The 25,514-nt window shown below is 64.9% G+C and carries 1 protein-coding gene; it reads left to right on the top strand.

Annotated elements, in window-relative coordinates; translation table 11 throughout:
• The coding region (locus tag CWE01_RS13310; RefSeq protein ID WP_157815213.1) for a non-ribosomal peptide synthase/polyketide synthase at nucleotides 1-25,461 on the top strand (25,461 nt) is incomplete at its 5' end.
• Nucleotides 25,462-25,514 lie beyond the last annotated feature (53 nt).

The raw sequence follows: 25,514 nt of genomic DNA on the forward strand, positions 1-25,514 counted from the left end.
TCGCTGAACTTCGACCTGGCGGTCTACGAGTGCTTCGCCCCTCTGACCTCGGGCGGCAGCATCGACGTGGTGAAAAACGTCCTGGAACTGCAACACGGCGAACACGATATCGGTTTGATCAACACCGTACCGTCAGCCTTGAAGGCATTGCTGGAAGTCGATGGCCTGCCGGAGTCCGTACACACGGTCAACGTCGCCGGTGAAGCGCTGAAACGCAGCCTGGTTGAATCCCTGTTCGAAAAAACCGGCGTCCAGCGCCTGTGCAACCTCTACGGCCCCTCGGAAACCACCACCTACTCAAGCTGGGTGTCGATGGACCGCGAAGACGGTTTCGCCCCGCATATCGGCAAACCGGTCGGCAACACCCAGTTCTACCTGCTGGACGAGCAGCAACAGCCCGTTCCGCTGGGCGTGCCGGGTGAAATCTACATTGGTGGCGCCGGTGTAGCCCGAGGCTACCTGAACCGCGACGACCTGACCGCTGAACGCTTCCTCCAAGATCCGTTCGCAACCACGCCGAATGCCCGCATGTACCGCACCGGCGACCTGGGTCGCTACCTGGCGGACGGCAATATCGAATACCTTGGCCGTAACGACGACCAGGTGAAAATCCGCGGCTTCCGTATTGAGCTGGGCGAGATCGACGCTCGCCTGGCCAAACACCCGGCCGTCCACGAAGCCGTGGTCACGGCCCGCGAAGACATCCCGGGCGACAAGCGCCTGGTGGCCTATTACACCCTGGCCGATGGACATACCTCGGTCGAGATCGACAGCCTGCGCCGTCATCTCCAGGAAAAACTACCGGAGTACATGGTTCCGGCCATCTACGTCGTGCTGGACAAGTTGCCACTGACCCCCAACGGCAAACTCGACCGCAAGGCCCTGCCGGCACCGGACAGTGACGCGCTGGTCCGTCGTGGCTATGAAGCGCCTCAGGGTGAAACCGAAATCGCCCTGGCGCAGATCTGGGCCGACTTGCTCAAGGTCGAGCAGGTAGGGCGTCACGATCACTTCTTCGAACTGGGCGGCCACTCGTTGCTGGCGGTCAGCCTTATCGGGCGCATGCGCCAGGCCGGCCTGAGTGCCGATGTCCAGGTGCTGTTCGGCCAGCCAACCCTGGCCGCACTGGCCGCCGCCGTGGGTGGGGGCCATGAAATCAGCGTGCCGGCCAACCTGATTGCCGAAGGGTGCGAACGTATTACCCCGGATATGCTGCCGCTGGCCAATCTCGACCAGGCGGCCATCGACCGTATTGTCGCCAGCGTGCCGGGTGGTGTGGCAAACGTGCAGGATATCTATCCGCTGGCGCCGTTGCAGGAAGGGATTCTCTACCACCATCTGTCCGCCGTGGCCGGTGACCCCTATGTCCTGCACATGATGTTCACGGTGCAGGACCGTCAGCGGCTGGACGACTTCGCCCAGGCGCTGCAACAGGTGATCGACCGCCATGACACCCTGCGCACCTCTGTGCTCTGGGAAGGCCTGGACGAGCCGGTCCAGGTGGTCTGGCGCCAGGCTCGGTTGCAATGCGAAGCCGTGGAACTGGACTCTGGGGCCGGTGACGCCGCCGGCCAGCTCAAGGAGCGTTTCGACAGCCGTCATTCGCGCCTGGACGTCACCCGTGCGCCGCTGATGCAACTGGTGTTTGCCCGGGATGAAGCCGAGCAGCGTTGGGTGGCGATGTTGCGTTTCCATCACATGGCCCTGGACCATACGACCCTGGAAGTGGTCCGCCATGAAATCCAGGCGTACCTGCTGGGGCAGGCCGAGCAGCTCGGCAGCCCGGTGCCGTACCGCAACTATGTGGCCCAGGCGCGCCTGGGCCTGAGCCGCGAGGAACACGAGGTGTTCTTCCGCGACATGCTGGGGGATGTCGACGAACCCACGCTACCGTTCGGCCTGCGCGAGGTGCAGGGCGACGGCCAGCAGATCGAGGAAGCTTCGCAGGTCCTGGCGTCGAGCTTGAGCCTGCGCCTGAGGACCCGCGCCCGGCAGTTGGGGGTGAGTGCCGCCAGCCTGCATCACCTGGCCTGGGCGCGGGTGATGGGGGCTCTGTCGGGCAAGTCGGACGTGGTCTTCGGCACCGTCTTGATGGGTCGGATGCAGGGCGGCGAAGGTTCCGAGCGGGCGCTGGGGATGTTTATCAACACCTTGCCGCTGCGGGTTGCCGTGGGTGAGGAGGGCGTACGTGCCGGGGTCAAGGCGACCCACGCGCGGCTGACCGCGCTGCTCGGCCATGAATATGCCTCCCTGGCCCTGGCCCAGCGTTGCAGCGGCGTGGCCGCACCGACGCCGCTGTTCAGCGGCCTGCTCAACTACCGGCACAGTGCCTCGGAGCATGTTTCCGAACAGGCCGTGCAGGCCTGGCAAGGCATCGAGATCCTCGGCAGCGAGGAGCGCAGCAACTACCCACTGACCCTGTCGGTGGATGATCTGGGTGAAGACTTCGCCCTGAGTGTCCTGGCTCCGGAGGCAATCGGCGCGCAACGGATCTGCGACTATATGCACACGGCCCTGGTCAACCTCGCCGATGCCCTGGAGCAGGCACCGCTGACGCCACTGTCCGCACTGTCGGTCGTCCCGGCCGCCGAGCGCCAACTGCTGCTGGAAGACTTCAACCACAGCACCGCGGCTTATCCCGCCGAGCTGACCATTGCCCGGCAGTTCGAAGCCCAGGTTCTGGCAACCCCGGACGCGCTCGCGGTGGTCCATGAAGGCCAAGCCCTGAGCTATGCCGAGCTGAATCGCCAGGCCAACCAGCTGGCCCATCATCTGCGCGGCCTTGGCGTACAGCCTGATGACCGGGTCGCTATCAGCGCGCGGCGCAGCCTCGACATGCTGGTCGGCTTGGTGGCGATCCTCAAGTCCGGCGCCGGTTATGTGCCGATCGATCCGTCTCATCCGGCGGAACGCCTGGCCTACCTGCTGCGCGACAGCGCCCCACGGGTACTGCTGACCCAGGCCGAGCTGCTCGGACGCCTGCCGGTGCAGGACGTGCCAGTGCTGCTGCTCGACGGCGAATCCCGCCGCGCCGCGGGTGTCGACGCGCAACCGCAGAGCAACCCGGATATCGCCACACCGTCCAGCCTGGCTTATGTGATCTACACCTCGGGCTCCACCGGTGAGCCGAAGGGCGTGATGGTCGAGCACCGTCAGCTGTCCAATCTGGTGAGCTGGCACTGCCAGGCGTTCGCCCTGGAAGCGGGCAGCCAGACCTCCAGTGTCGCCGGCTTCGGCTTTGATGCGATGGCCTGGGAAGTCTGGCCTGCACTGTGTGTCGGCGCCACCTTGCACCTGCCGCCGGCCACGGCCGGCAGCGAAGACGTCGACGGCCTGCTGGCCTGGTGGCTGGCCCAGCCCCTGGACGTCAGCTTCCTGCCGACGCCGATTGCCGAATATGCCTTCAGCCAGTCGTTGCAGCACCCGACTCTGCGCACCCTGCTGATCGGCGGCGACCGTCTGCGGCAGTTTCCCCAGGGCCAGCGCTTTGCCCTGATCAACAACTATGGCCCGACCGAAACCACGGTGGTGGCCACCTCCGGTCTGATCGACGAACACGCCGCGACGCTGCATATCGGCAAACCGGTGGCCAATACCCGGGTCTATCTGCTCGATGAGCAATTGCGTCCGGTGCCGCTGGGCGTGCCCGGTGAGCTCTATATCGGTGGCGCAAGTGTGGCCCGCGGTTACCTGAACCGCGCGGCACTGACTGCCGAACGTTTCCTCAAGGACCCGTTCAGCAGCGATCCCGAAGCGCGGATGTACAAGACCGGCGACCTGGCGCGCTGGTTGGCCGATGGCAATCTCGACTACCTGGGGCGTAACGACGACCAGGTGAAGATCCGTGGCCTGCGTATCGAACTGGGGGAAATCGAAACCCGTCTGGCCAGCCATCCGCAGATCCAGGAAGCGGTGGTCCTGGCCCGCGAAGACCACCCCGGCGACAAGCGCCTGGTGGCTTATTACAGCTCGGCCGACGCGACGCTGGAAATCGATACCCTGCGGGCCTACCTGCAAACGCAATTGCCGGACTACATGGTGCCGTCGGCCTATGTCGCCCTGGACAGTTTCCCGCTGACCGCCAATGGCAAGATCGACCGCCGGGCGCTGCCCGCGCCGGATCTGGCGGCGCTGGTCAGCCGTGCTTACGAAGCGCCCCAGGGCGATATCGAAATCACCCTGGCGCGGCTCTGGGCCGATGTGCTCAAGGTCGAACGCGTCGGTCGGCATGACCATTTCTTCGAACTCGGCGGTCACTCGCTGCTGGCGGTCAACCTGATCGGGCGCATGCGCCAGGTCGGCCTGGCGGCGGATGTCCGCGTGCTGTTCGGCCAGCCGACCCTGGCCTCCCTGGCGGCGTCCGTGGGCGCGGTCAGCGACCTGGCGGTTCCGGCCAATGGGATTGCCGCGGACTGCCAGCGCATCACCCCTGACATGCTGCCGCTGATCAGCCTGGACCAGGCCACCATCGACCGTGTCGTGGCCACGGTGCCCGGCGGTGCGGCGAACGTGCAGGACATCTACCCGCTGGCACCGTTGCAGGAAGGCATCCTCTACCACCACCTGAGCGCCGAGCAGGGCGACCCCTATGTGCTGCAATCGCAGTTCGCCTTTGACAGCCGCGCCCGCCTGAACGATTTCGCCCAGGCGCTGCAAGCGGTCATCGACCGGCATGACATCCTGCGCACCTCCATGCACTGGGAAAGCCTCGACGAGCCGTTGCAGGTGGTCTGGCGCCATGCCGAGTTGAGCAGCGAGGAAGTTCACCTGGACCCTCGCGTCGGCGATATCGCCGAGCAGTTGCAGGGGCTTTTCGATCCACGCCAGGTACGCCTGGATGTGCGCCAGGCACCGATGCTGCGCCTGGTCTTCGCCCTGGATACGGCCAACCAGCGCTGGCTGGCGACCTTGCTGTTCCACCATATGGTCCTCGACCATACCGCGCTGGACCAGGTGAAGCAGGAAATGCAGGCCTGGCTGCTGGGCCAGACCGATCAACTGGGCGTCTCCGTACCCTATCGCAACTATGTCGCCCAGGCCCGCCTGGGCGTCAGCGAGCAGGCCCACGAGGCGTTCTTCAAGGACATGCTCGGCGATATCGACGAGCCGACGTTGCCGTTCGGCCTGCAGGATGTGCAGGGCGACGGCCATGCCATCGAACAGGCGCACCTGGCCCTGGATGCCGGTTTGAGCCAGCGTCTGCGGGTCCAGGCCCGTCAGTTCGGGGTCAGTGCCGCAAGCCTCGTGCACCTGGCGTTTGCCCAGGTCCTGGGTCGGGTCAGCGGGCGTGAGCAGGTGGTGTTCGGCACCGTGCTATTCGGCCGGATGCAGGCCGGCGAGGGCGCCGAACGGGCCCTGGGGATGTTTATCAATACCTTGCCGCTGCGGGTTGACCTGGGCGAACGGGAAGTCCGCGAAGGGGTCAAGGCGACCCATGCGCGGCTGACCGCCTTGCTCGGGCATGAACACGCCTCCCTGGCCCTGGCCCAGCGTTGCAGCGGCGTGGTCGCACCGGCACCGCTGTTCAGCGCATTGCTCAACTACCGCCACAGCAGCGCGGTGGTGACCGAGCAAGGCCAGAGCGCCTGGCAAGGTATGCAGGCCCTGGCGGGCGAAGAGCGGACCAACTATCCGTTGACCGTCAACGTCGACGATCTGGGCGACGGCTTCTACTTCACCACGCTGGTGGCCGCGGCCATCGGCGCGCAGCGTGTTTGCGGTTACTTGCAGACGGCCCTGGACGGGTTGGTCCAGGCCCTGGAACAGGCACCACAGACGCCGTTGCATGCAGTATCGATATTGCCGCTGGCCGAACGCGAGCAGTTGCTCGACCACTGGAATCAGTCTGGCCAGGACTATGCCGCCGATGCATTGATCCATCAGCAGTTCGAAGCCCGTGCCGAAGATCGGCCGGAGGCCGTGGCGCTGGTGTACCAGGATGAAAGCCTGAGCTACGGCGAACTCAACGCCCGTGCCAACCAGGTTGCTCATCGTCTGCTGGCCCTGGGCGTTCGCCCTGATGATCGGGTGGCGATCTGTGTCGAGCGCGGCCCGGCGATGATCGTCGGTCTGCTGGGTATCCTCAAGTCCGGCGCCGGTTATGTCCCGCTGGACCCGGCCTATCCCCGTGAACGTCTGGCCTACACCCTTGGCGACAGCGCTCCGGTGGCATTGCTCAGCCAGCACTCGGTGCAGGAAGCCTTGCCAGCGGTGCAGGTGCCCGTTATCAATCTCGACGATGCGGATCTGCAGGACGAGTCCGTGCGCAATCCGCAGGTGCCGGGGCTGACGGCCGCGCATCTGGCTTATGTGATCTACACCTCCGGCTCCACCGGCCTGCCCAAGGGCGTGATGGTCGAGCATCGCAACGTGGCGCGGCTGTTCTCGGCCACCGAAGAATGGTTCGGCTTCAATGAGCAGGATGTCTGGGCACTGTTCCACTCGTTCGCTTTCGACTTCTCGGTCTGGGAAATCTGGGGCGCGCTGCTGCATGGCGGTCGTTTGCTGATCGTGCCGCAACTGGTCAGCCGTTCGCCTGAAGACTGCTACAACCTGCTGTGCAGCGCCGGGGTCACGGTACTCAACCAGACCCCAAGCGCGTTCCGTCAACTGATCGCTGCCCAGGGTGAAAACGGCCAGCCGCATTCGTTGCGCCAGGTGATTTTCGGCGGTGAGGCGCTGGACACCGCGCTGCTCAAGCCCTGGTACGCCCGGGACCTGAACGCCGCGACACAGTTGGTGAACATGTACGGCATCACCGAAACCACGGTGCATGTGACCTATTACCCGTTGCAGGCCGAAGACGCCCAGCGCCTGGGCGCCAGCCCGATCGGCAAGCGCATTCCCGACCTGCAGCTGTATGTCCTCGACGCCCGCCGCGAACCGGTCCCGGTCGGTGTGGTCGGCGAGCTGTATGTCGGTGGCGCCGGGGTTGCCCGGGGCTACCTGAACCGTGCCGAACTGAGTGCCGAGCGTTTCCTCGACAACCCGTTCAGCCGCGAGGCGAACGCCCGCATGTACCGCACCGGTGACCTCGGTCGCTGGCTGGCCGACGGCAGCCTGGAATACCTCGGTCGTAACGACGAACAGGTGAAGATCCGCGGTTTCCGGATCGAGCTGGGCGAGATCGAAGCGCAACTCTCCGCTTGCGAAGGCGTGCGTGATGCGCTGGTGCTGGTGCGTGAAGACGAGCCCGGCGACAAACGCCTGGTGGCTTATGTCATCGGCGCTGCGGGGGTTGAGCTGGATGCCGCGCAACTGCGCGAGCAACTGCGCCAGTCCCTGGCCGACTACATGCTGCCGAGCGCCTTTGTCAGCCTGGAAAGCTTCCCGCTGACCGCCAACGGCAAGCTTGACCGCAAGGCCCTGCCGGCCCCGGATCGCTCGGCGGTGGCCAGCCGTGGCTACGAGGCCCCTGAAGGTGACATCGAGATCGCCATTGCGCGCATCTGGCAGGACCTGTTGCAACTGGATCAGGTCGGTCGACATGACCACTTCTTCGAACTGGGCGGTCACTCGCTGCTGGCGGTGAAACTGATCGAGCGCATGCGCCAGGTCAACCTCAGTGCCGATGTCCGTGTGCTGTTCGGCCAGCCGACCCTGTCCGCCCTGGCGGCCGCGGTGGGTGGCAAGCACGAGGTCGAAGTCCCGGCCAACCTCATCCCCGAAGGTTGTGAACGCATCACTCCGGACATGCTGCCGCTGGTGTCCCTGAGTCAGGACGATATCGACCGTGTGATCGCCGGCGTGCCCGGTGGCCTGGCCAATGTGCAGGATATCTACGCCCTGGCGCCGTTGCAGGAGGGGATTTTGTATCACCACCTGGCCGCGGCCCAAGGTGACCCGTACCTGCAATATGCAATGTTCGCCTTTGACAGTCTCGAACGCCTGCACAGTTTCGCCCAGGCCCTGCAAGGCGTGGTGGCGCGGCACGATATCCTGCGTACCTCGGTATTCTGGGAAAGCCTCGATGCGCCGGTGCAAGTGGTCTGGCGCGAAGCGACCCTGGGTCTTGAACGGCTTGAGCTGGACCCGGCGAACGGTGAAGTGGTCGAGCAACTGCGTGAACGCCTCGACCCACGCCATACCCGCCTGGATATCCGCCAGGCACCGATGATGCGCATCGGTTATGCCCGGGACCCGCTGAACAACCGCTGGGTCGGCATGCTGCTGTTCCATCACCTGGTGGACGACGCCACTTCGCTGCGCATTCTCTGTGGCGAAATCGAGGCACATATGCTCGACCGCCAGGCCGAGCTGCCGCCGTCCGTGCCTTATCGCAACTACGTGGCCCAGGCCTGGCTGGGTGTCAGCCGCGAGGAACACGAAGCGTTCTTCCGCGACATGCTCGGCGATATCGAGGAACCGACGCTGCCGTTCGGTCTGCAGGATGTGCAGGGTGACGGTCATGCGATCGAGGAGGTGCGGCAACGTGTGGACGACAACCTGAGCCGGCGCCTGCGCTTGCAGGCCCGTCAGCTCGGGGTCAGTGCCGCCAGTCTCTATCACCTGGCCTGGGGTCGTGTACTGGGCGTGGTCGCGGACAAGGACGATGTGGTCTTCGGCACCGTCCTGCTCGGTCGCCTGCAAGGCGGCGCCGGGGCCGATCGGGCCCTGGGCATGTTCATCAACACCTTGCCGCTGCGGGTGGCGCTGGGCGAGCAGGGCGTGCGCAGTGGTCTCAAGGCCACCCATGCCCGACTCAGCGGGCTGCTGGCCCACGAACACGCGTCGCTGGTGCTGGCGCAGCGCTGCAGCGGCGTGGCCGCGTCGACGCCGCTGTTCAGTTCCTTGCTCAACTATCGGCAGATCGGCGATACCAACGTGACCGACCAGGCGCTGGCCGCCTGGGAAGGCATCCAGGCGCTGGACGGTGAAGAACGCACCAACTACCCGCTGACCCTGTCGGTGGACGATCTGGGCGAAGGTTTCAACCTGACCGTCATGGCCGAAGGGCAGATCGGTGCCGAGCGGGTCTGCGGCTATATGCACTGCGCCCTGGAAAACCTGGTGCAGGCCCTGGAACAGGCGCCGGACACGGCGCTGGGCGCGATCAATATCCTGCCGTCGGGCGAGCGCCAGCAATTGCTGGAAAGCTGGAACACCCCCCATGCGCTGTATGCCGATGACGCCTTGATCCACCGCACCTTCGAAGCCTGGGTCGTGGCGCAACCGGAAGCCGTGGCCCTGCAATATGAAGGGCGCACGCTGACCTACGGCGAGCTGAATGCCCGTGCCAACCAGGTCGCCCATCACTTGCTGGGACTGGGCGTGCGTCCGGATGACCGGGTGGCGATCTGTGTCGAGCGCGGCCTGGAGATGATTGTCGGGCTGCTGGGGATCCTCAAGGCGGGCGCCGGCTACGTGCCGATCGACCCGGCCTATCCGGCCGAGCGTATCGCCTACCAGTTGCAGGACAGTGCTCCCGTGGCGGTATTGGCCGATGCCGCCGGCCTGGCGCTGCTGGACACCTTCGACGGCCCACGGGTCGATCTGCGCAGCCCGGCGCTGCAGGCCCAGTCGAGCAGCAATCCACGGGTCAGCGGGCTCAGTCCGCATCACCTGGCCTATGTGATCTACACCTCCGGCTCCACCGGCCTGCCCAAGGGCGTGATGGTCGAGCACCGCAACGTCGCGCGGTTGTTCTCGGCGACCCAGAGCTGGTTCGAGTTCAACGAGCAGGATGTCTGGGCCTTGTTCCACTCGTTCGCCTTTGACTTCTCGGTCTGGGAAATCTGGGGCGCGCTGCTGCACGGCGGGCGTCTGCTGGTGGTGCCGCAACTGGTCAGCCGTTCTCCGGAAGACTGCTACGCACTGCTGTGCAACGCCGGGGTGACGGTGCTCAACCAGACCCCGAGTGCCTTCCGCCAGTTGCTCAATGCCCAGGGCGAGAGCGATCTGCGCCACTCCCTGCGCCAGGTGATCTTTGGTGGTGAAGCCCTGGAAACCGGGATTCTCAAACCCTGGTACGCCCGGGTGGCCAACGCCGGTACCCAACTGGTGAACATGTACGGCATTACCGAAACCACGGTGCATGTGACCTACTGCCCATTGGTGGCGGCGGATGCGCAGCGCGCGGGCGTCAGCCCTATCGGCGTGCGCATTCCCGACTTGCAGTTGTATGTGCTCGACAGCCGCCGCGAGCCGGTGCCGGTGGGCGTGGTCGGCGAACTGTATGTCGGTGGTGCCGGGGTTGCACGGGGCTATCTGAACCGTGTCGAACTGACCGCCGAGCGTTTCCTGGCGAACCCGTTCAGCAAGGATCCCCAGGCGCGACTGTACAAGACCGGCGACCTGGGTCGCTGGATGGCCGATGGCAGCCTCGATTACCTGGGGCGCAACGACGACCAGGTGAAGATCCGCGGCTTCCGTATCGAGTTGGGCGAGATCGAAGCGGCGCTGGCTGCCTGTGAAGGCGTCCGCGAGGCGGTGGTGCTGGCCCGCGAAGATGAACCGGGGGACAAACGCCTGGTGGCCTATGTGATTGCCACGCCGGGCCAGGAAGTGCTGGCCGCCGAGCTGCGGGCGCAGTTGTTGCTGTCCCTGGCGGACTACATGGTGCCGAGCGCCTTTGTGGCCCTGGACGCGTTCCCGCTGACCACCAACGGCAAACTGAATCGCAAGGCCCTGCCAGCACCGGATGCGCAAGCCCTGGTACGACGTGACTACGCGGCGCCTGAAGGCGCGGTGGAAATCGCCATCGCGCAGATCTGGCAATCCTTGCTGCAACTGGAGCAGGTCGGTCGCCATGACCACTTCTTCGAACTGGGCGGGCATTCGTTGCTGGCAGTGAAACTGATCGAGCGCATGCGCCAGGTCGGCCTGGCCGCCGATGTACGGGTGCTGTTCAGCCAGCCGACCCTGGCGGCCCTGGCGGCGGCGGTAGGTGGGCATCAGGAAGTGCGGATACCGGACAACCTGATTGCCCCTGGCTGTGAACGTATTACCCCTGACATGCTGCCCCTGGCCGATCTGGATCAGGCAGCCATCGATCGCATTGTCGCCAGCGTGCCGGGCGGTGTGGCCAATGTGCAGGATATCTACGCCCTGGCGCCGTTGCAGGAGGGGATTCTTTATCACCACCTGGCGGCCCACGAGGGTGACCCCTATGTCCTGCAGGTGCTGTTCGCCTTCGACAATCGCGAGCGCCTGGGTGGTTTCGCCGAGGCCTTGCAGAGCGTGGTCGATCGCCATGACATCCTGCGTACCAGCGTGGTCTGGGAGGGATTGGACCAGCCGGTGCAGGTGGTCTGGCGCACTGCGCAACTGGTTCTGGAAGAAGTAACGGTCGATCCGGCGGCGGGTGATGTGCTGGAACACCTGCATGAGCGCTTCGACCCGCGTCATTACCGCCTGGATATCGGCCAGGCGCCGCTGATGCGCATTGCCTACGCACAGGACATGGCCAATCAGCGCTGGGTCGGGATGTTGTTGTTCCATCACATGGCCCTGGATCACACCGCGCTGGAAGTGGTGGTGCAGGAAATGCAGGCCAGCCTGCAAGGCCTGGGCGGGCAATTGCCGGCGCCGGTGCCGTACCGCAACCACGTGGCCCAGGCACGCCTTGGGGTCAGCCAGCAGGAACACGAAGCCTTTTTCCGCGAGATGCTCGGCGATATCGACGAGCCGACGCTGCCCTATGGCATCCAGGATGTACAGGGTGACGGCAGCGGTGTCGACGAAGCCCGCCAGGTCCTCGACAGCGGCCTGAGCCTGCGGCTGCGCAGCCGTGCGCGGCAACTGGGGGTCAGCGCCGCGAGCCTGGTGCACCTGGCCTGGGCCCAGGTGGTGGGCCGGGTCTCGGGTCGCGAGGAAGTGGTCTTCGGCACCGTGCTGATGGGCCGCATGCAAGGCGGCGAGGGCACCGACCGGGCCCTGGGGATGTTTATCAATACCTTGCCGCTGCGCCTCAGCGTTGGCGCCCAGGGCGCACTGGCCGGGGTCAAGGCGACCCACGGGCGGTTGTCGACCCTGCTCGGCCACGAGCATGCCTCGTTGTCCCTGGCCCAGCGTTGCAGTGGCGTGCCGAGCTCGTTGCCGCTGTTCAGCACGCTGCTCAACTACCGCCACAGTGCCAGCGGCGTGGCCTCGTCCGAGGCGCTGTCGGCCTGGCAGGGCATCCAGACCCTGAGCATGGAAGAGCGCACCAACTATCCGTTGTGCCTGAACGTCGATGACCTGGGCGATGACTTCATGCTCACCACCCAGGCCGTCGGGCAGATCGGTGCCGCGCGGGTCGGTGGTTATATGCAGGCGGCCCTGGCCAGTCTGGTGGAAGCACTGGAGCAGCGGCCACAGGCAGCGCTGAACAGCCTGTCGATCCTCCCGGACGGTGAGCGTGAGCAGTTGCTGGTGGGGTTCAACGACACGGCGCTGGAATATCCGCAGGCGCAGACCGTGCATGGGTTGTTCGAAGCGCAAGTGCAGTGCACGCCGGACGCCCAGGCAGTGGTGCATGGCGAGCAGCGCCTGACTTATCGCGAGCTTAACGAGCAGGCCAACCGCCTGGCGCATACCCTGCGTAAACAGGGTGTGCAGCCGGATTCGCGGGTGGGGATCTGCGTTGAGCGTGGGGTCGAGATGGTCGTCGGCTTGCTGGCTATTCTCAAGGCGGGTGGCGGTTATGTGCCGCTGGACCCTGCTTACCCGGTAGAGCGGATTGCCTATATGTTGCAGGACAGTGCTCCGGCAGCGGTGCTGGTGCAGTCGGCTACCCAGGATCTGTTGGCGGGCGTTTCGGTGCCGCTGATCAATCTCGATCAGGACACCTGGCAGGACGAATCCGTCCAGAATCCGGAGGTGCCGGGGCTGAATTCGGCGCATCTGGCCTATCTGATCTACACCTCGGGGTCGACCGGCCTGCCTAAAGGCGTGATGATCGAACACCGCAATACCGTGAACTTCCTGGCCTGGGCCCACGCCGCTTTTGATGGTTCGGCCTTGAGCAAGACCTTGTTCTCCACTTCGCTGAACTTCGACCTGGCGGTCTACGAGTGCTTCGCACCCCTGACTTCCGGCGGCAGCATCGAGGTGGTGAAAAACGTCCTGGAACTGCAACAGGGCGAACACGATATCGGCCTGATCAACACCGTGCCATCAGCCCTCAAGGCGTTGCTGGAAGTCGGTGGCGTGCCGGAATCGGTGCACACGATCAACGTCGCTGGCGAAGCCCTCAAGCGCAGCCTGGTGGAAACCCTCTTCGAACAGACCGGTGTCCAACGCCTGTGCAACCTCTACGGCCCATCGGAAACCACCACCTACTCAAGCTGGGTGGCTATGGATCGCGAAGATGGCTTCGCTCCCCACATCGGCAAACCCGTCGGCAACACCCGGTTCTACCTGCTGGATGAACATCAGCAACCCGTCCCACTGGGTGTCCCGGGCGAAATCTACATCGGTGGTGCCGGCGTGGCCCGGGGTTACCTGAACCGCGACGACCTGACCGCCGAACGTTTCCTCAAGGACCCGTTCAGCCAGGACGCCTCGGCCCGCATGTACCGCACCGGTGACCTCGGTCGTTATCTGCCGGACGGCAATATCGAATACCTCGGCCGTAACGACGACCAGGTGAAGATCCGTGGTTTCCGTATCGAACTGGGCGAGATCGACGCCCGCCTGGCCAAACACCCGGCCGTCCACGAAGCCGTGGTCATGGCCCGTGAAGACGTGCCGGGCGACAAACGCCTGGTGGCCTATTACACCTTGTCCGCCGAGCACACCTCGGTGGACATCGACAGCCTGCGTCTGCACCTGCAGGAACAGTTGCCGGAATACATGGTCCCGGCGGCCTACGTGCTGCTTGAGGCATTGCCGCTGACCCCGAACGGCAAGCTGGACCGCAAGGCCCTGCCGGCGCCGGATCTGGAGGCGGTGATCAGCCGTGGCTACGAGGCGCCCCAAGGCGATATCGAAATCGCCCTGGCCCAGCTCTGGCAAGCACTGCTGGGCCTGTCCCGGGTCGGCCGGCATGACCAGTTCTTCGAACTGGGCGGCCACTCGTTGCTGGCGATGCGCTTGATTTCGCAGATCCGCCAGCGACTGGGGGTCGAGGTGGGCCTGGCGTCGTTGTTTGCCCATCCCGAACTGACGGCCCTGGCCCAGGTGATCGCCCAGGCCGGGCGCAGCACATTGCCGGAGATCGTACCGGTGGCGCGTGACCAGGCCTGGCCATTGTCCTTTGCCCAGCAGCGTCTGTGGTTCCTCGCGCAGATGGAAGGCGCCAGCGCGGCCTACCATATGCCCGCCGGCCTCAGCCTGCGTGGCAGCCTTGACCGGGTGGCCTTGCAACAGGCGCTGGAGCGTATCGTCGCGCGCCACGAAGGCCTGCGCACGACCTTTATCCTGGGCGATGACGAACAGCCACTGCAACGAATCGCCTCGGCGGATGCCGGCTTCAGCTTGCAACTGCACGATTTGCAGGGGCTGGCGGCGGCCGAGGAAAAACTCCAGGTCCTGGCCAGCGAGGAGGCCGTGCAGGCCTTCGACCTGGAACAGGGGCCGTTGATTCGTGGCCGACTGATTCGTATGGCCGAGGACCACCATGTCCTGCTGCTGACCATGCACCATATCGTCTCCGATGGCTGGTCGATTGCCGTGCTGACCCGCGAACTGGCCGCGCTCTACGCAGCGTTCAGTCAAGGCCAGGACGATCCACTGGCACCATTGGCACTGCATTACCTCGACTACGCCGTGTGGCAGCGTCGCTGGCTCAGTGGCGAGCTGCTGCAAAAGCAGTGCGGCTATTGGCAGCATGCCCTGGCAGAGGCCCCGGCGTTGTTGATGTTGCCGACCGATCGGGTTCGTCCGGCACAGCAGGACTATGCCGGCGCCTCGCTGCCGGTGGCCTTCGACGAAAACCTGACCCGTGGCCTCAAGGCCCTCGGCCAGCGTCACGGCACCACCTTGTACATGACCGTCATGAGCGCCTGGGCGGCGCTGTTGGGCCGCCTGGCCGGGCAGGACGACGTGGTGATCGGTTCGCCGGTGGCCAACCGCATGCGCAGTGAAGTCGAAGGGCTGATCGGCCTGTTCGTCAATACCCTGGCGATCCGTGTCGACCTCAGCGAGCAGCCGACGACCGAGTCCCTGTTGGCACGGGTCAAGACCGCGACCCTGGGCGCCCAGGCGCATCAGGACCTGCCGTTCGAGCAGGTGGTGGAAGTGATCAAGCCGGTGCGCAGCCTGTCCCACAGTCCGGTTTTCCAGGCGATGCTGACCTGGCAGGACATGGGCGGCGGCGACTTCGCCCTCGGTGATCTGCAACTCGAAGGCCTGGGCGCAAGCCAGACCCTTGCCAAGTTCGATATCTCGCTGGACCTGGGGGAGGCCCAAGGTCGCCTGCTCGGTTCGCTGGAATACGCCACGGCGCTGTTCGACGAAGGCACCATGGTTCGTTACCTCGGCTACTTCCAGCGCCTGCTGGAAGCCATGGTTGCCGACGATAGCCAGGTGCTGGAACGCGTGCCGTTGCTCGATGCCGGCGAGCGTGAGCATCTGCTGGTAAGCCTCAACGCGACCGAAGTGCCTTATCCGCAGGACAGCACGATTCATCAACTGTTCGAAGAGCAGGTCCGGGCACAACCCGAGGCCATCGCGGTGGCTTTCCAGACACAGCGCCTGAGTTATGCCGAGCTGAACCGCCAGGCCAACCGCCTGGCCCATCACCTGATCGGCCTGGGCATCGGCCCGGATGATCGGGTAGCGATCTGCGTCGAACGCGGTGTGGAGATGATGGTCGGCCTGTTGGGCGTGCTCAAGGCCGGTGCGGCCTATGTGCCACTGGACCCGGCTTACCCGGCCGAGCGTCTGGCCTATATGATCGAGGACAGCAAGCCGTCGGCCTTGCTGGCCCAGCGTGCATTGCAGAGCCATTTACCTGCACTGGCCATGCCGCTGGTGCTGCTCGACGACGATCAGCGCCAAGGCTTTGCCGAACGCGACGATAACCCGGTGGTGAAGAACCTCGGCGTGCGCAACCTGGCCTACGTGATCTACACCTCGGGCTCCACCGGTAATCCGAAAGGGGTGATGATCGAACACCGTGGCCTGGTCAACTACAGCGTCGACGCCGCACGCCTGTTCGGCCTGACCGCGACAGACACCGTACTGCAACAGAACACCCTGAACTTCGACCTGTCGGTGGAAGAAATCTTCCCGGCGCTGCTGGCCGGGGCCACATTGGCGCCGAGCCGGGAGATCTTCGGCAGCGAGGGCTCGGAGAATCACGGTATTCGTCCGACCTTCCTGCACATGACCGCCGCTCACTGGCACACCCTGGCCGCCGAGTGGCACAGCCAGCCACAGGTTGCCGCGCAACGTCTGGAAGGCGTGCGCCTGATCAACGTGACCGGCGACGCACTGTCGGCACAAAAGCTCAAGCTCTGGGATGAAGTACGCCCGGCGCATACCCGACTGATCAACACCTACGGTCCGACCGAGGCAACGGTGTCCTGCACCGCGGCCTACGTCAGCCATGATGCCGTGGCCGGCAGCGAGGGCAGCGGCAACGCGACCATCGGCAAGCCGATGGCCAACACCCGCATCTACCTGCTTGATGCCCATCAGCAACCGGTACCGTATGGCGTGGCCGGTGAAATCTTTATCGGTGGCGACGGCGTGGCGCGGGGTTATCTGAACCTTGAACAGGTCAACGCCGAGCGTTTCCTCGTCGATCCGTTCAGCACCAGCCCTGATGCTCGGATGTACAAAACCGGTGACCTGGCGCGCTACATGGCCGACGGTCGCATCGAGTACCTGGGCCGTAACGACTTCCAGGTCAAGGTTCGCGGCTTCCGTATCGAACTGGGGGAAATCGAGGCACGCCTCGGTGGTTGCACCGGGGTCAAGGAAGCGGCGGTGATTGCCCGCGAAGACCGTCCGGGCGAAAAACGCCTGGTGGCCTATGTGGTCGCCCAGCCAGAAGTCCACCTGGATGCCGCCGGTTTGCGTGCTGAACTGGCACCGCAACTGGCCGAGTACATGCTGCCAAGTGCCTTCGTGATCCTCGACGCACTGCCGTTGACGCCGAACCGCAAGCTTGACCGCAAGGCCTTGCCGGCTCCGGCGGACGATGCCTTTGCCAGTCGCGAGCATGTCGCCCCGCAAGGCGCCACCGAGACGGCCCTGGCGCAGATCTGGCAGAACCTGCTGAACCTGCAACAGGTGGGGCGTCACGACCACTTCTTTGACCTCGGTGGACACTCGCTACTGGCCATGCGCCTGATTTCCCAGGTGCGTCAACGCCTGGGCGTCGAGCTGAGCCTGGCGGATATCTTCGCCCAGCCGGAACTGGCGGCATTGGCCCAGGTGCTGGCCCAGGCCGCTGGCAGCCGTCAGCCGCCGATCGTGCCGGTGTCCCGCGACCAGGCCTTGCCGTTGTCGTTTGCCCAGCAGCGCCTGTGGTTCCTGGCGCAACTGGACGGCGGCAGCTCGGCCTATCACATTCCGGCCGGCCTACGTTTGCGCGGCAGCCTGGATCGTATTGCCCTCAAGCGGGCGCTGGATCGTATCGTCGCCCGTCACGAATCGCTGCGCACCACCTTTGTGCAACTGCAGGGGCATGACGCGGAACAACGTATCGCCCCGGCCGACATCGGCTTCAACCTGCAATTGCATGTACTGGCCGGGCAGGCGGAAGCGGAAGAAGAGCTGCTGTCCATCGCCGCCGAAGAGGCTCGCGAGAGTTTCGACCTGCTGCGTGGACCGCTGGTGCGTGGGCGTCTGGTGCGCATGGCCGATGACGACCATGTGCTGCTGGTGACCCTGCATCACATCATCTCCGACGGCTGGTCTGCCGGGGTGTTGACTCGCGAGCTGGGGGTACTCTATGAAGCCTTCCGCCAGGGCGCGGAAGATCCATTGCCGGCGTTGCCGGTGCAGTACGCCGACTATGCGGTTTGGCAGCGCAACTGGCTGAGCGGTGAGGTTCTGCAACAGCAAGGGCAATATTGGCAGCAGGCCTTGACCGGTGCGCCGGTCTTGCTGGCACTGCCGAGCGACCGGCCACGTCCGGCGCAGCAGGACTACAGCGGGCATCTGTTGGGCCTGGCCCTCGATGCCGACTTGACCCGTGGTCTCAAGTCCCTGAGCCAGCGTCAGGGCACCACCTTGTTCATGACGGTCATGGCCGCCTGGGCTGCGGTGCTGAGCCGGCTGTCCGGGCAGGATGACGTGGTGATCGGCACGCCGGCGGCCAACCGCCTGCGCACCGAGGTGGAGGACCTGATCGGGTTCTTCGTCAACACCCTGGCGGTGCGTGTCGAGGTCTCGGCAGCGCTGAGCGTCGAAACCCTGCTGCAACAGGTCAAGCGCCAGACCCTGGCCGCCCAGGCCAATCAGGACCTGCCGTTCGAGCAGGTGGTGGAAGTGGTCCGTCCGCAGCGTAGCCTGTCCCATAGCCCGATTTTCCAGGCGATGCTGTCCTGGCAGAACACCGAGGACGTCGATCTGGCGCTCGGCGACATGACCCTGCAAGGCGTCGGGGTGACCAGTCGCACGGCCAAATTTGACGTGCTGCTGGACATGACCGAGGTCGGTGATCGTCTGTTCGGTACTCTGGAATACGCCACGGCGTTGTTCGACGAGTCGACCATGCAGCGTTGCCTGGGTTACCTGGAAGCCATGTTACGTGGGATGGCCGCTGATGAGCGGGCGCTGGTGGCAGAGATTCCATTGCTCGACGATGAACAGCGTCAGCAGTTGTTGGAAGGCTTCAATGACACTGGGGTTGATTATCCGCAGGATCTCACCCTGCATGGCCTCTTTGAAACTCGTGTTGCAATCAGTGGTGACGCAGTAGCGGTCGTCGACGAGAAGGGCAGTCTGACTTACGACGCACTCAACCGTCAGGCCAACCGTATCGCCCATCGTCTGATCGGCCTGGGCATTGGTCCGGATGATCGGGTGGCAATCTGTGTCGACCGCAGCCTGGAAATGGTGGCGGGGCTGATGGGGATTCTCAAGGCCGGCGCTGCGTATGTGCCGCTGGACCCGGATTATCCGATTGATCGCCTGACCTACATGCTGGAGAACTGTGCTCCTGCGGTGGTCCTCACCCAAGAGGCTTTGCGTGCGGTGCTTCCAGCCAGCAACGTACCGGTGCTGTTGCTCGATCCTGAGTATGCCGAGCACGAAGGTTTCCTCGCACAACCAGATAGCAATCCGCTGCGGGCTGAAGTCCGCCCAGAGCATCTGGCCTATGTGATCTACACCTCGGGTTCCACTGGTCAGCCGAAAGGCGTGATGAACGAACACCGTGGTGTGGTTAACCGCCTGTTGTGGATGCAGGACGAATACGGTCTTGACGCTTCGGACAGCGTATTGCAGAAAACCCCGTTCAGTTTCGATGTGTCGGTCTGGGAGTTCTTCTGGCCGCTGTTCAACGGCGCTCGGCTGGTGATGGCTCGCCCAGGTGGTCATCGTGATCCGGGTTATCTGCGCAAAGTGATTCGCGAACAGAACATCACCACGCTGCACTTTGTGCCGTCGATGCTGGATCTGTTCCTCGCCCATGGCGAGGCCGGAGGCAGTGGCCTGCTGCGAGTAATGTGCAGCGGTGAAGCGCTTCCGGGGCATCTGGTGCGACGCTTCAAGCAACAGTTGCCGGAAGTTGGGCTGTTCAACCTGTATGGTCCGACCGAAGCTGCCGTGGACGTCACGGCCTGGGATTGTGCCGGGCCGTTGGACGAAACGCCGGACAACACGCCTATCGGCAAACCGGTGGCGAACACGCGGATCTATCTGCTGGACGCCAGCCGTCAGCCTGTTCCACTGGGTGTGGCAGGCGAGCTGTATATCGGTGGCGTGCAAGTGGCTCGCGGCTACCTCAACCGTCCGGAACTGAGCGCCGAGCGTTTCCTCGATGATCCGTTCACCGCCGGGCGTATGTACCGCACCGGCGACCTGGGTCGCTACCTGCCGGATGGCACGGTGGAATACCTGGGCCGTAACGATGACCAGGTGAAGATCCGTGGTTTCCGTATCGAACTGGGCGAAATCGAAGCGCGTCTGGCCGCTTATCCTGGCGTCAAGGAAAGCGTGGTCCTGGCACGGGAAGACAACCCTGGCGAAAAACGCCTGGTGGCCTACATCACTGCACAACAGCCTGAAACCGTTCTGGAGATCGAAAGTCTGCGCGGCCATCTGCAAGGCGCGCTACCGGAATACATGGTCCCGGCAGCCTACGTGCAGCTCGATGCCTTGCCATTGACCCCCAACGGCAAACTGGACCGCAAGGCCCTGCCAGCCCCGGATGGCGCGGCACTGATCAGCCGCGAATATGAAGCGCCGCAAGGCGAAGTCGAAAGCGTACTGGCGCAACTCTGGGCGGAGCTGCTCAAGGTCGAGCGAGTAGGGCGGCACGACAACTTCTTCGAACTCGGCGGTCACTCGCTATTGGCCGTCACGCTGATCGAACGCATGCGCCAGGTCGGCCTGAGCGCCGATGTACGGGTACTGTTCGGCCAGCCGAGCTTGTCGGCACTGGCAGCGGCGGTGGGTGGCAGCACGGAAATCGTGGTACCGGCCAACCTGATCGCTGAAGGCTGCACGCATATCACCCCGGACCTGTTGCCACTGGTCAGCCTGACCCAGGCGCAGATCGACCGGGTCGTGGCGACAGTGCCAGGCGGTGCTGCAAATGTGCAGGATATCTACCCGCTGGCGCCGTTGCAGGAGGGGATTCTCTATCACCACCTGGCGGCGGAGCAGGGCGATCCGTATGTGCAGCAGGCGTTGTTCTACCTGGAAGACCGCGTGCGGCTGCTGGCTTTTGTCGACGCCTTCGAGGGGGTGATCGGCCGCCACGACATCCTGCGCACCGCCGTACTGTGGGAGGGCCTGGACGAGCCGCTGCAAGTGGTACTGCGGCAGGCGCCGATGGTGCTGGAGGAATTGACCTTTGCATCCGCGGACGGTGATATCGACAGCCAGTTGCGTGGGCATTTCGATCCGTTGCATTACCGGCTCGATGTGCGCCAGGCGCCGTTGCTGCGCCTGGCCTGTGCCTATGACGCCGCTCAGCAGCGCTGGGTCGCCTTGCTCCTGTTCCATCACATGGCCCTCGACCACACCGCGCTGGACGTGGTGCGGCACGAGATGCAGGCCTATCTGCTGGGGCAGCAGGATCAACTGGGCGCGGCGGTGCCGTATCGCAACTACGTGGCCCAGGCGCGCCTGGGTGTCAGCCAGGAATCCCACGAAGCGTTCTTCCGCGAGATGCTCGGCGATGTCGACGAGTCGACCCTGCCATTCGGCCTGGACGATGTGCAGGGTGACGGCAGCGCCATCGATCAGGCCCACCGGGTGGTCGACGAGGCCCTGAGCCTGCGCTTGCGGCAATGTGCCCGCCAGCTCGGCGTCAGCGCCGCCAGCCTGCATCACCTGGCCTGGGCTCAGGTGGTCGGTGGCCTCAGCGGCCGCGAGGACGTGGTCTTCGGCACCGTGCTGATGGGCCGGATGCAAGGCGGCGAGGGCGCGGATCGGGCGTTGGGGATGTTTATCAACACCTTGCCGCTGCGCGTCGAGGTCGGCGCCCAGGGTGCCCGGGCCGGTGTCCGGGCGACCCATGCCCGCCTGAGTGCCTTGCTCGGTCACGAACATGCGTCCCTGGCCCTGGCCCAACGTTGCAGCGGCGTCGTTGCCCCGGCACCGTTGTTCAGTGCCTTGCTCAACTACCGGCACAGTGGCGGGCAACTCGACAACCAAGCCCAGGCGGCGTGGAGCGGGATCGAGAGCCTGGGTGGCGATGAGTGGACCAACTACCCGCTGTCCCTGAGTATCGATGATCTCGGCGAAGCCTTTGTGCTGACCGCGCAGGTGCTGGCTGAAATCGGTGCCCAGCGTATCTGCGGCTACATGCACGCGGCGCTGGAGAACCTGGTGGAAGCGCTGGAACGCACGCCGGAAATGCCGTTGCACGATCTGTCGATCCTGCCGCTGGCGGAACGTCGGCAACTGTTGCTCGACTTCAACCGGACCGAACGTGCCTATCCCCATGGCCAACTGATTCACCAGCTGTTCGAGGCCCATGCGGCGGCGCGGCCAGAGGCAATTGCGGTACGTCAGGGCGAGTTGACCGTGAGTTACGGCGAACTCGATACCCGCGCCAATGCCTTGGCCCACAGCCTGCGGGAGCAGGGCGTGGTGCCGGGAACCCGGGTGGCGATCCTGCTGGATCGTTCGATTGACTTGCTGGCGAGCCTGTTGGCGACCCTCAAGTGCGGCGCCGCCTACCTGGCGCTGGATCGCCTGGCTCCCGAGGAGCGCGTGCGCTTCATGCTAGAAGACAGTGAAGCCATTGTGCTGCTGACCCGCAGCGACCTGTCGGCCCCCGAAGGTACGCCACGCTTGAACCTGGACACCCTGGAACCCGTAACTCTGGCGGTCAATCAGGCACCACCGGCACTTGAGGACAACACGGCGGGAGACACACCGGCCTGCATCATCTACACCTCCGGTTCCACCGGTCAGCCCAAGGGCGTGATCGTCAGCCATAACGGCCTGGCGCGTCTGGTCCAGGACAATGGCTACTACGATTTCTCCCCCGAGGACCGCGTGGCCTTCTCCTCCAACCCGGCGTTCGATGCCAGCAGCCCGGAAATCTGGGGTGCCTTGCTCAACGGCGGGCAGTCGGTGATTGTCGAGCATCAGGTGCTGCTTGAACCGACGGCCTTTGCCCGGTTGCTGCAGCGCAGCGAAGTGACGGTGCTGATCACTTCCACCGCCTTGTTCAACCTGTATGCCGGGCTGATTCCCGAAGCCCTGGCGGGACTGCGGATGGTGATGTGCGGTGGCGAGCGGGCCGACCCGGCGTCGTTCCGGCGGGTGCGCGAGCACTCGTCCACGGTCCGTCTGTTCAACGGCTACGGTCCGACCGAAGCGACCACCTGCGCCAGCCGCTACGAGGTGTTCGACGTACTGCCGGGCACCCTCGGCCTGCCGATCGGCCAGCCCAACGCCAACGTGCGCATCTATGTGCTCAATGCCCGGCGCGAGCCGGTGCCGGTGGGCGTGGTCGGCGAGATGTATATCGGCGGTGCCGGGGTCGCGCTGGGTTACCTGAACCGCCCGGAAATGACCGCCGAGCGCTTCAGCGACGACTCGTTCGCCGAGCATCTCGGTGGCCGGCTCTATCGCACCGGTGACCTGGCGCGCTGGCTGCCGGACGGCAACCTCGAGTATCTGGCACGTAACGACGGCCAGGTGAAGATCCGTGGTTTCCGTGTGGAGCTGGGGGAAATCGAGACCTGCCTGCATCACTGTGCCGGTGTGCGCAACGCCGTGGTGGTGGCGCGCGAGGACAGCCCGGGCGACAAGTACCTGGTGGCTTACTACACCGTGCTGCCTGACGGCGAAGTACCGGAACCCGAAACCCTGCGTGCGCAACTGGCCGCCGACTTGCCGGAATACATGGTCCCGGGTATCTGCATTCGCCTGGATGCCTTGCCCCTGACGCTCAACGGCAAGGTCGACGTGCGGGCCCTGCCGGCACCGGAGGCGGAGCAGTTCGCCACCCACGCCTTCGAGGCGCCGCATGGCGATCTGGAAAGTCGCCTGGCGCAGGTCTGGGCCGAGGTGCTCGACCTGGAGCGGGTGGGGCGTCACGACAACTTCTTCGCCCTGGGCGGTCATTCGCTGCTGGCGGTGCGGTTGGTCAGCCAACTGACATTGGCCGGGTTGCCGGTGTCCCTGGCCGAACTGTTCCAGCATGCCAGTGTCGCGGCGCTGGCGGTCCTGCTGGACAGCCGCAGCGGCGATGTGCGCTCGGACGATCAAGTGATAGCCGTGCGTACCACCGGTCAGCAACGGCCATTGTTCCTGGTCCACGAGTTCACCGGCCTGGACCTGTACTTCCCGACCCTGGGTCAGCATATCGACAGCGATATCCCGGTCTACGGCCTGCCTGGCGTGGCCCTCGGGCAGACGCAGTTGCAGACCATGGAATGCCTGGCGACCCGTCTGTTGCAGCTGATGCGCACGGTCCAGCCGCAAGGGCCTTATCGCCTGGCCGGCTGGTCGTTCGGCGGGGTCTTGGCTTATGAGATCGCCATCCAGCTGGTTGGCCTCGACGAGGAAGTGGAGTTCGTCGGCCTGATCGACACCTATCTGCCGCGCCTGGTGGATCAGGGTCGGGCCCGCTGGAATCCGGACAATGCCCACAGACAGCATCTGCTGGAACACTGCGAGCGGTTCTGGGCGGGGCGCGTGGAATCTGCGGATGTCCTGGCGCGGCTGGAGGCGTTGCGTGCGCAACTGCAGTCCTTCGATTTCGAAGGCCTGCTGCAACGCTGCCGCGAACAGGGCGTGCTGCCGCCGGAGCTCGATGTCTACGGGACCCAGGATCTTTGGCAGTACCTGGATCGCGAAGTCGCCCACGGTCATGCCCAGGCTCATTACACGGTGTACGCCAACAGCGTGCCGGTACATCTGTTTACCGCCACCGAGCGGGCCCATGATGCACCGGCCCACAGCGGCTACCTGGGTTGGGACGACGTGCTGCCGCTGAGCCAGTTGCACAGCATCAAGGTGCCGGGCGATCACCAGAGCCTGATGCAGGCACCACATATCGAAGGCCTGGGGCAGGCGATCAACACGGCACTGGCCGGCCTGGCCGGGCGTCCGTTGCCGCCTCGCGGTACCCACCAGCCGTTGCTGACGATCCAGGGCGGGCGCGGCGATCACACGCCGGTGTTCTGCGTCCCGGGGGCCGGCGACAGTGTCACGGGCTTTATCAGCCTGACCGATGCATTCGGTCCGCACTGGCCGATCCATGGCCTGCAACCCCGCGGGCTGGACGGCCGTACGGTGCCGTACAGCCTGGTGGAAACCGCCGCCGAGGCCTATCTGCAGGCAATCGACAGCGTGCAGCCAAACGGGCCGGTGCATCTGCTCGGTCACTCCTTCGGTGGCTGGGTGGTCTTCGAAATGGCCCAGCGCCTGGCGGCACGGGGTCGTGAGGTGGCTTCACTGACCTTGATCGACAGCGAGTCGCCGGGAGGCAATGGCGTGGTAGGTAAACCCTATACGGCAATGGGTGTGCTGGAGCGCCTGATCGAGACCATGCAACTGGCCGCCGGCAAGTCGCTGGAAGTCGACCGGGCGGCCTTCGCCGCGCAGGACGATGCCGGCCAGATGCGCTTGCTGCATGCCGGGATGGTGCGCGTCGGGTTGTTGCCGCAGCGTTCGGCGACGGACTCGATGCGTGGGCCGGCACGGGCCTTCGGTACGGCCTTGCGGACCCGTTATCAACCGTCGTCGATCTACACCGGGCCGGTTCGCCTGGTGCTGGCCGACGACCCGGTACTGGATGCGGCAGGCAACCAGCGCGAGCAGCAGGCGATGGTCGACGGCTGGCGTCGTTGTGCACCGGATCTCACCGTCTGGCGTGGGCCGGGCAACCATTTCACGCTCCTCAAGGCGCCTCATGTGCAGCATCTGGCGAGTTGGTGGCGATCCCATCAATAACTCGGTTTCTTCAAGCCCGGCGGTGGGTCCGTCGGGTCAACCCTCAACACATT

Origin of the sequence: Pseudomonas sp. QS1027 (assembly GCF_002814235.1) — a bacterium.
Taxonomy (GTDB): Bacteria; Pseudomonadota; Gammaproteobacteria; order Pseudomonadales; family Pseudomonadaceae; genus Aquipseudomonas.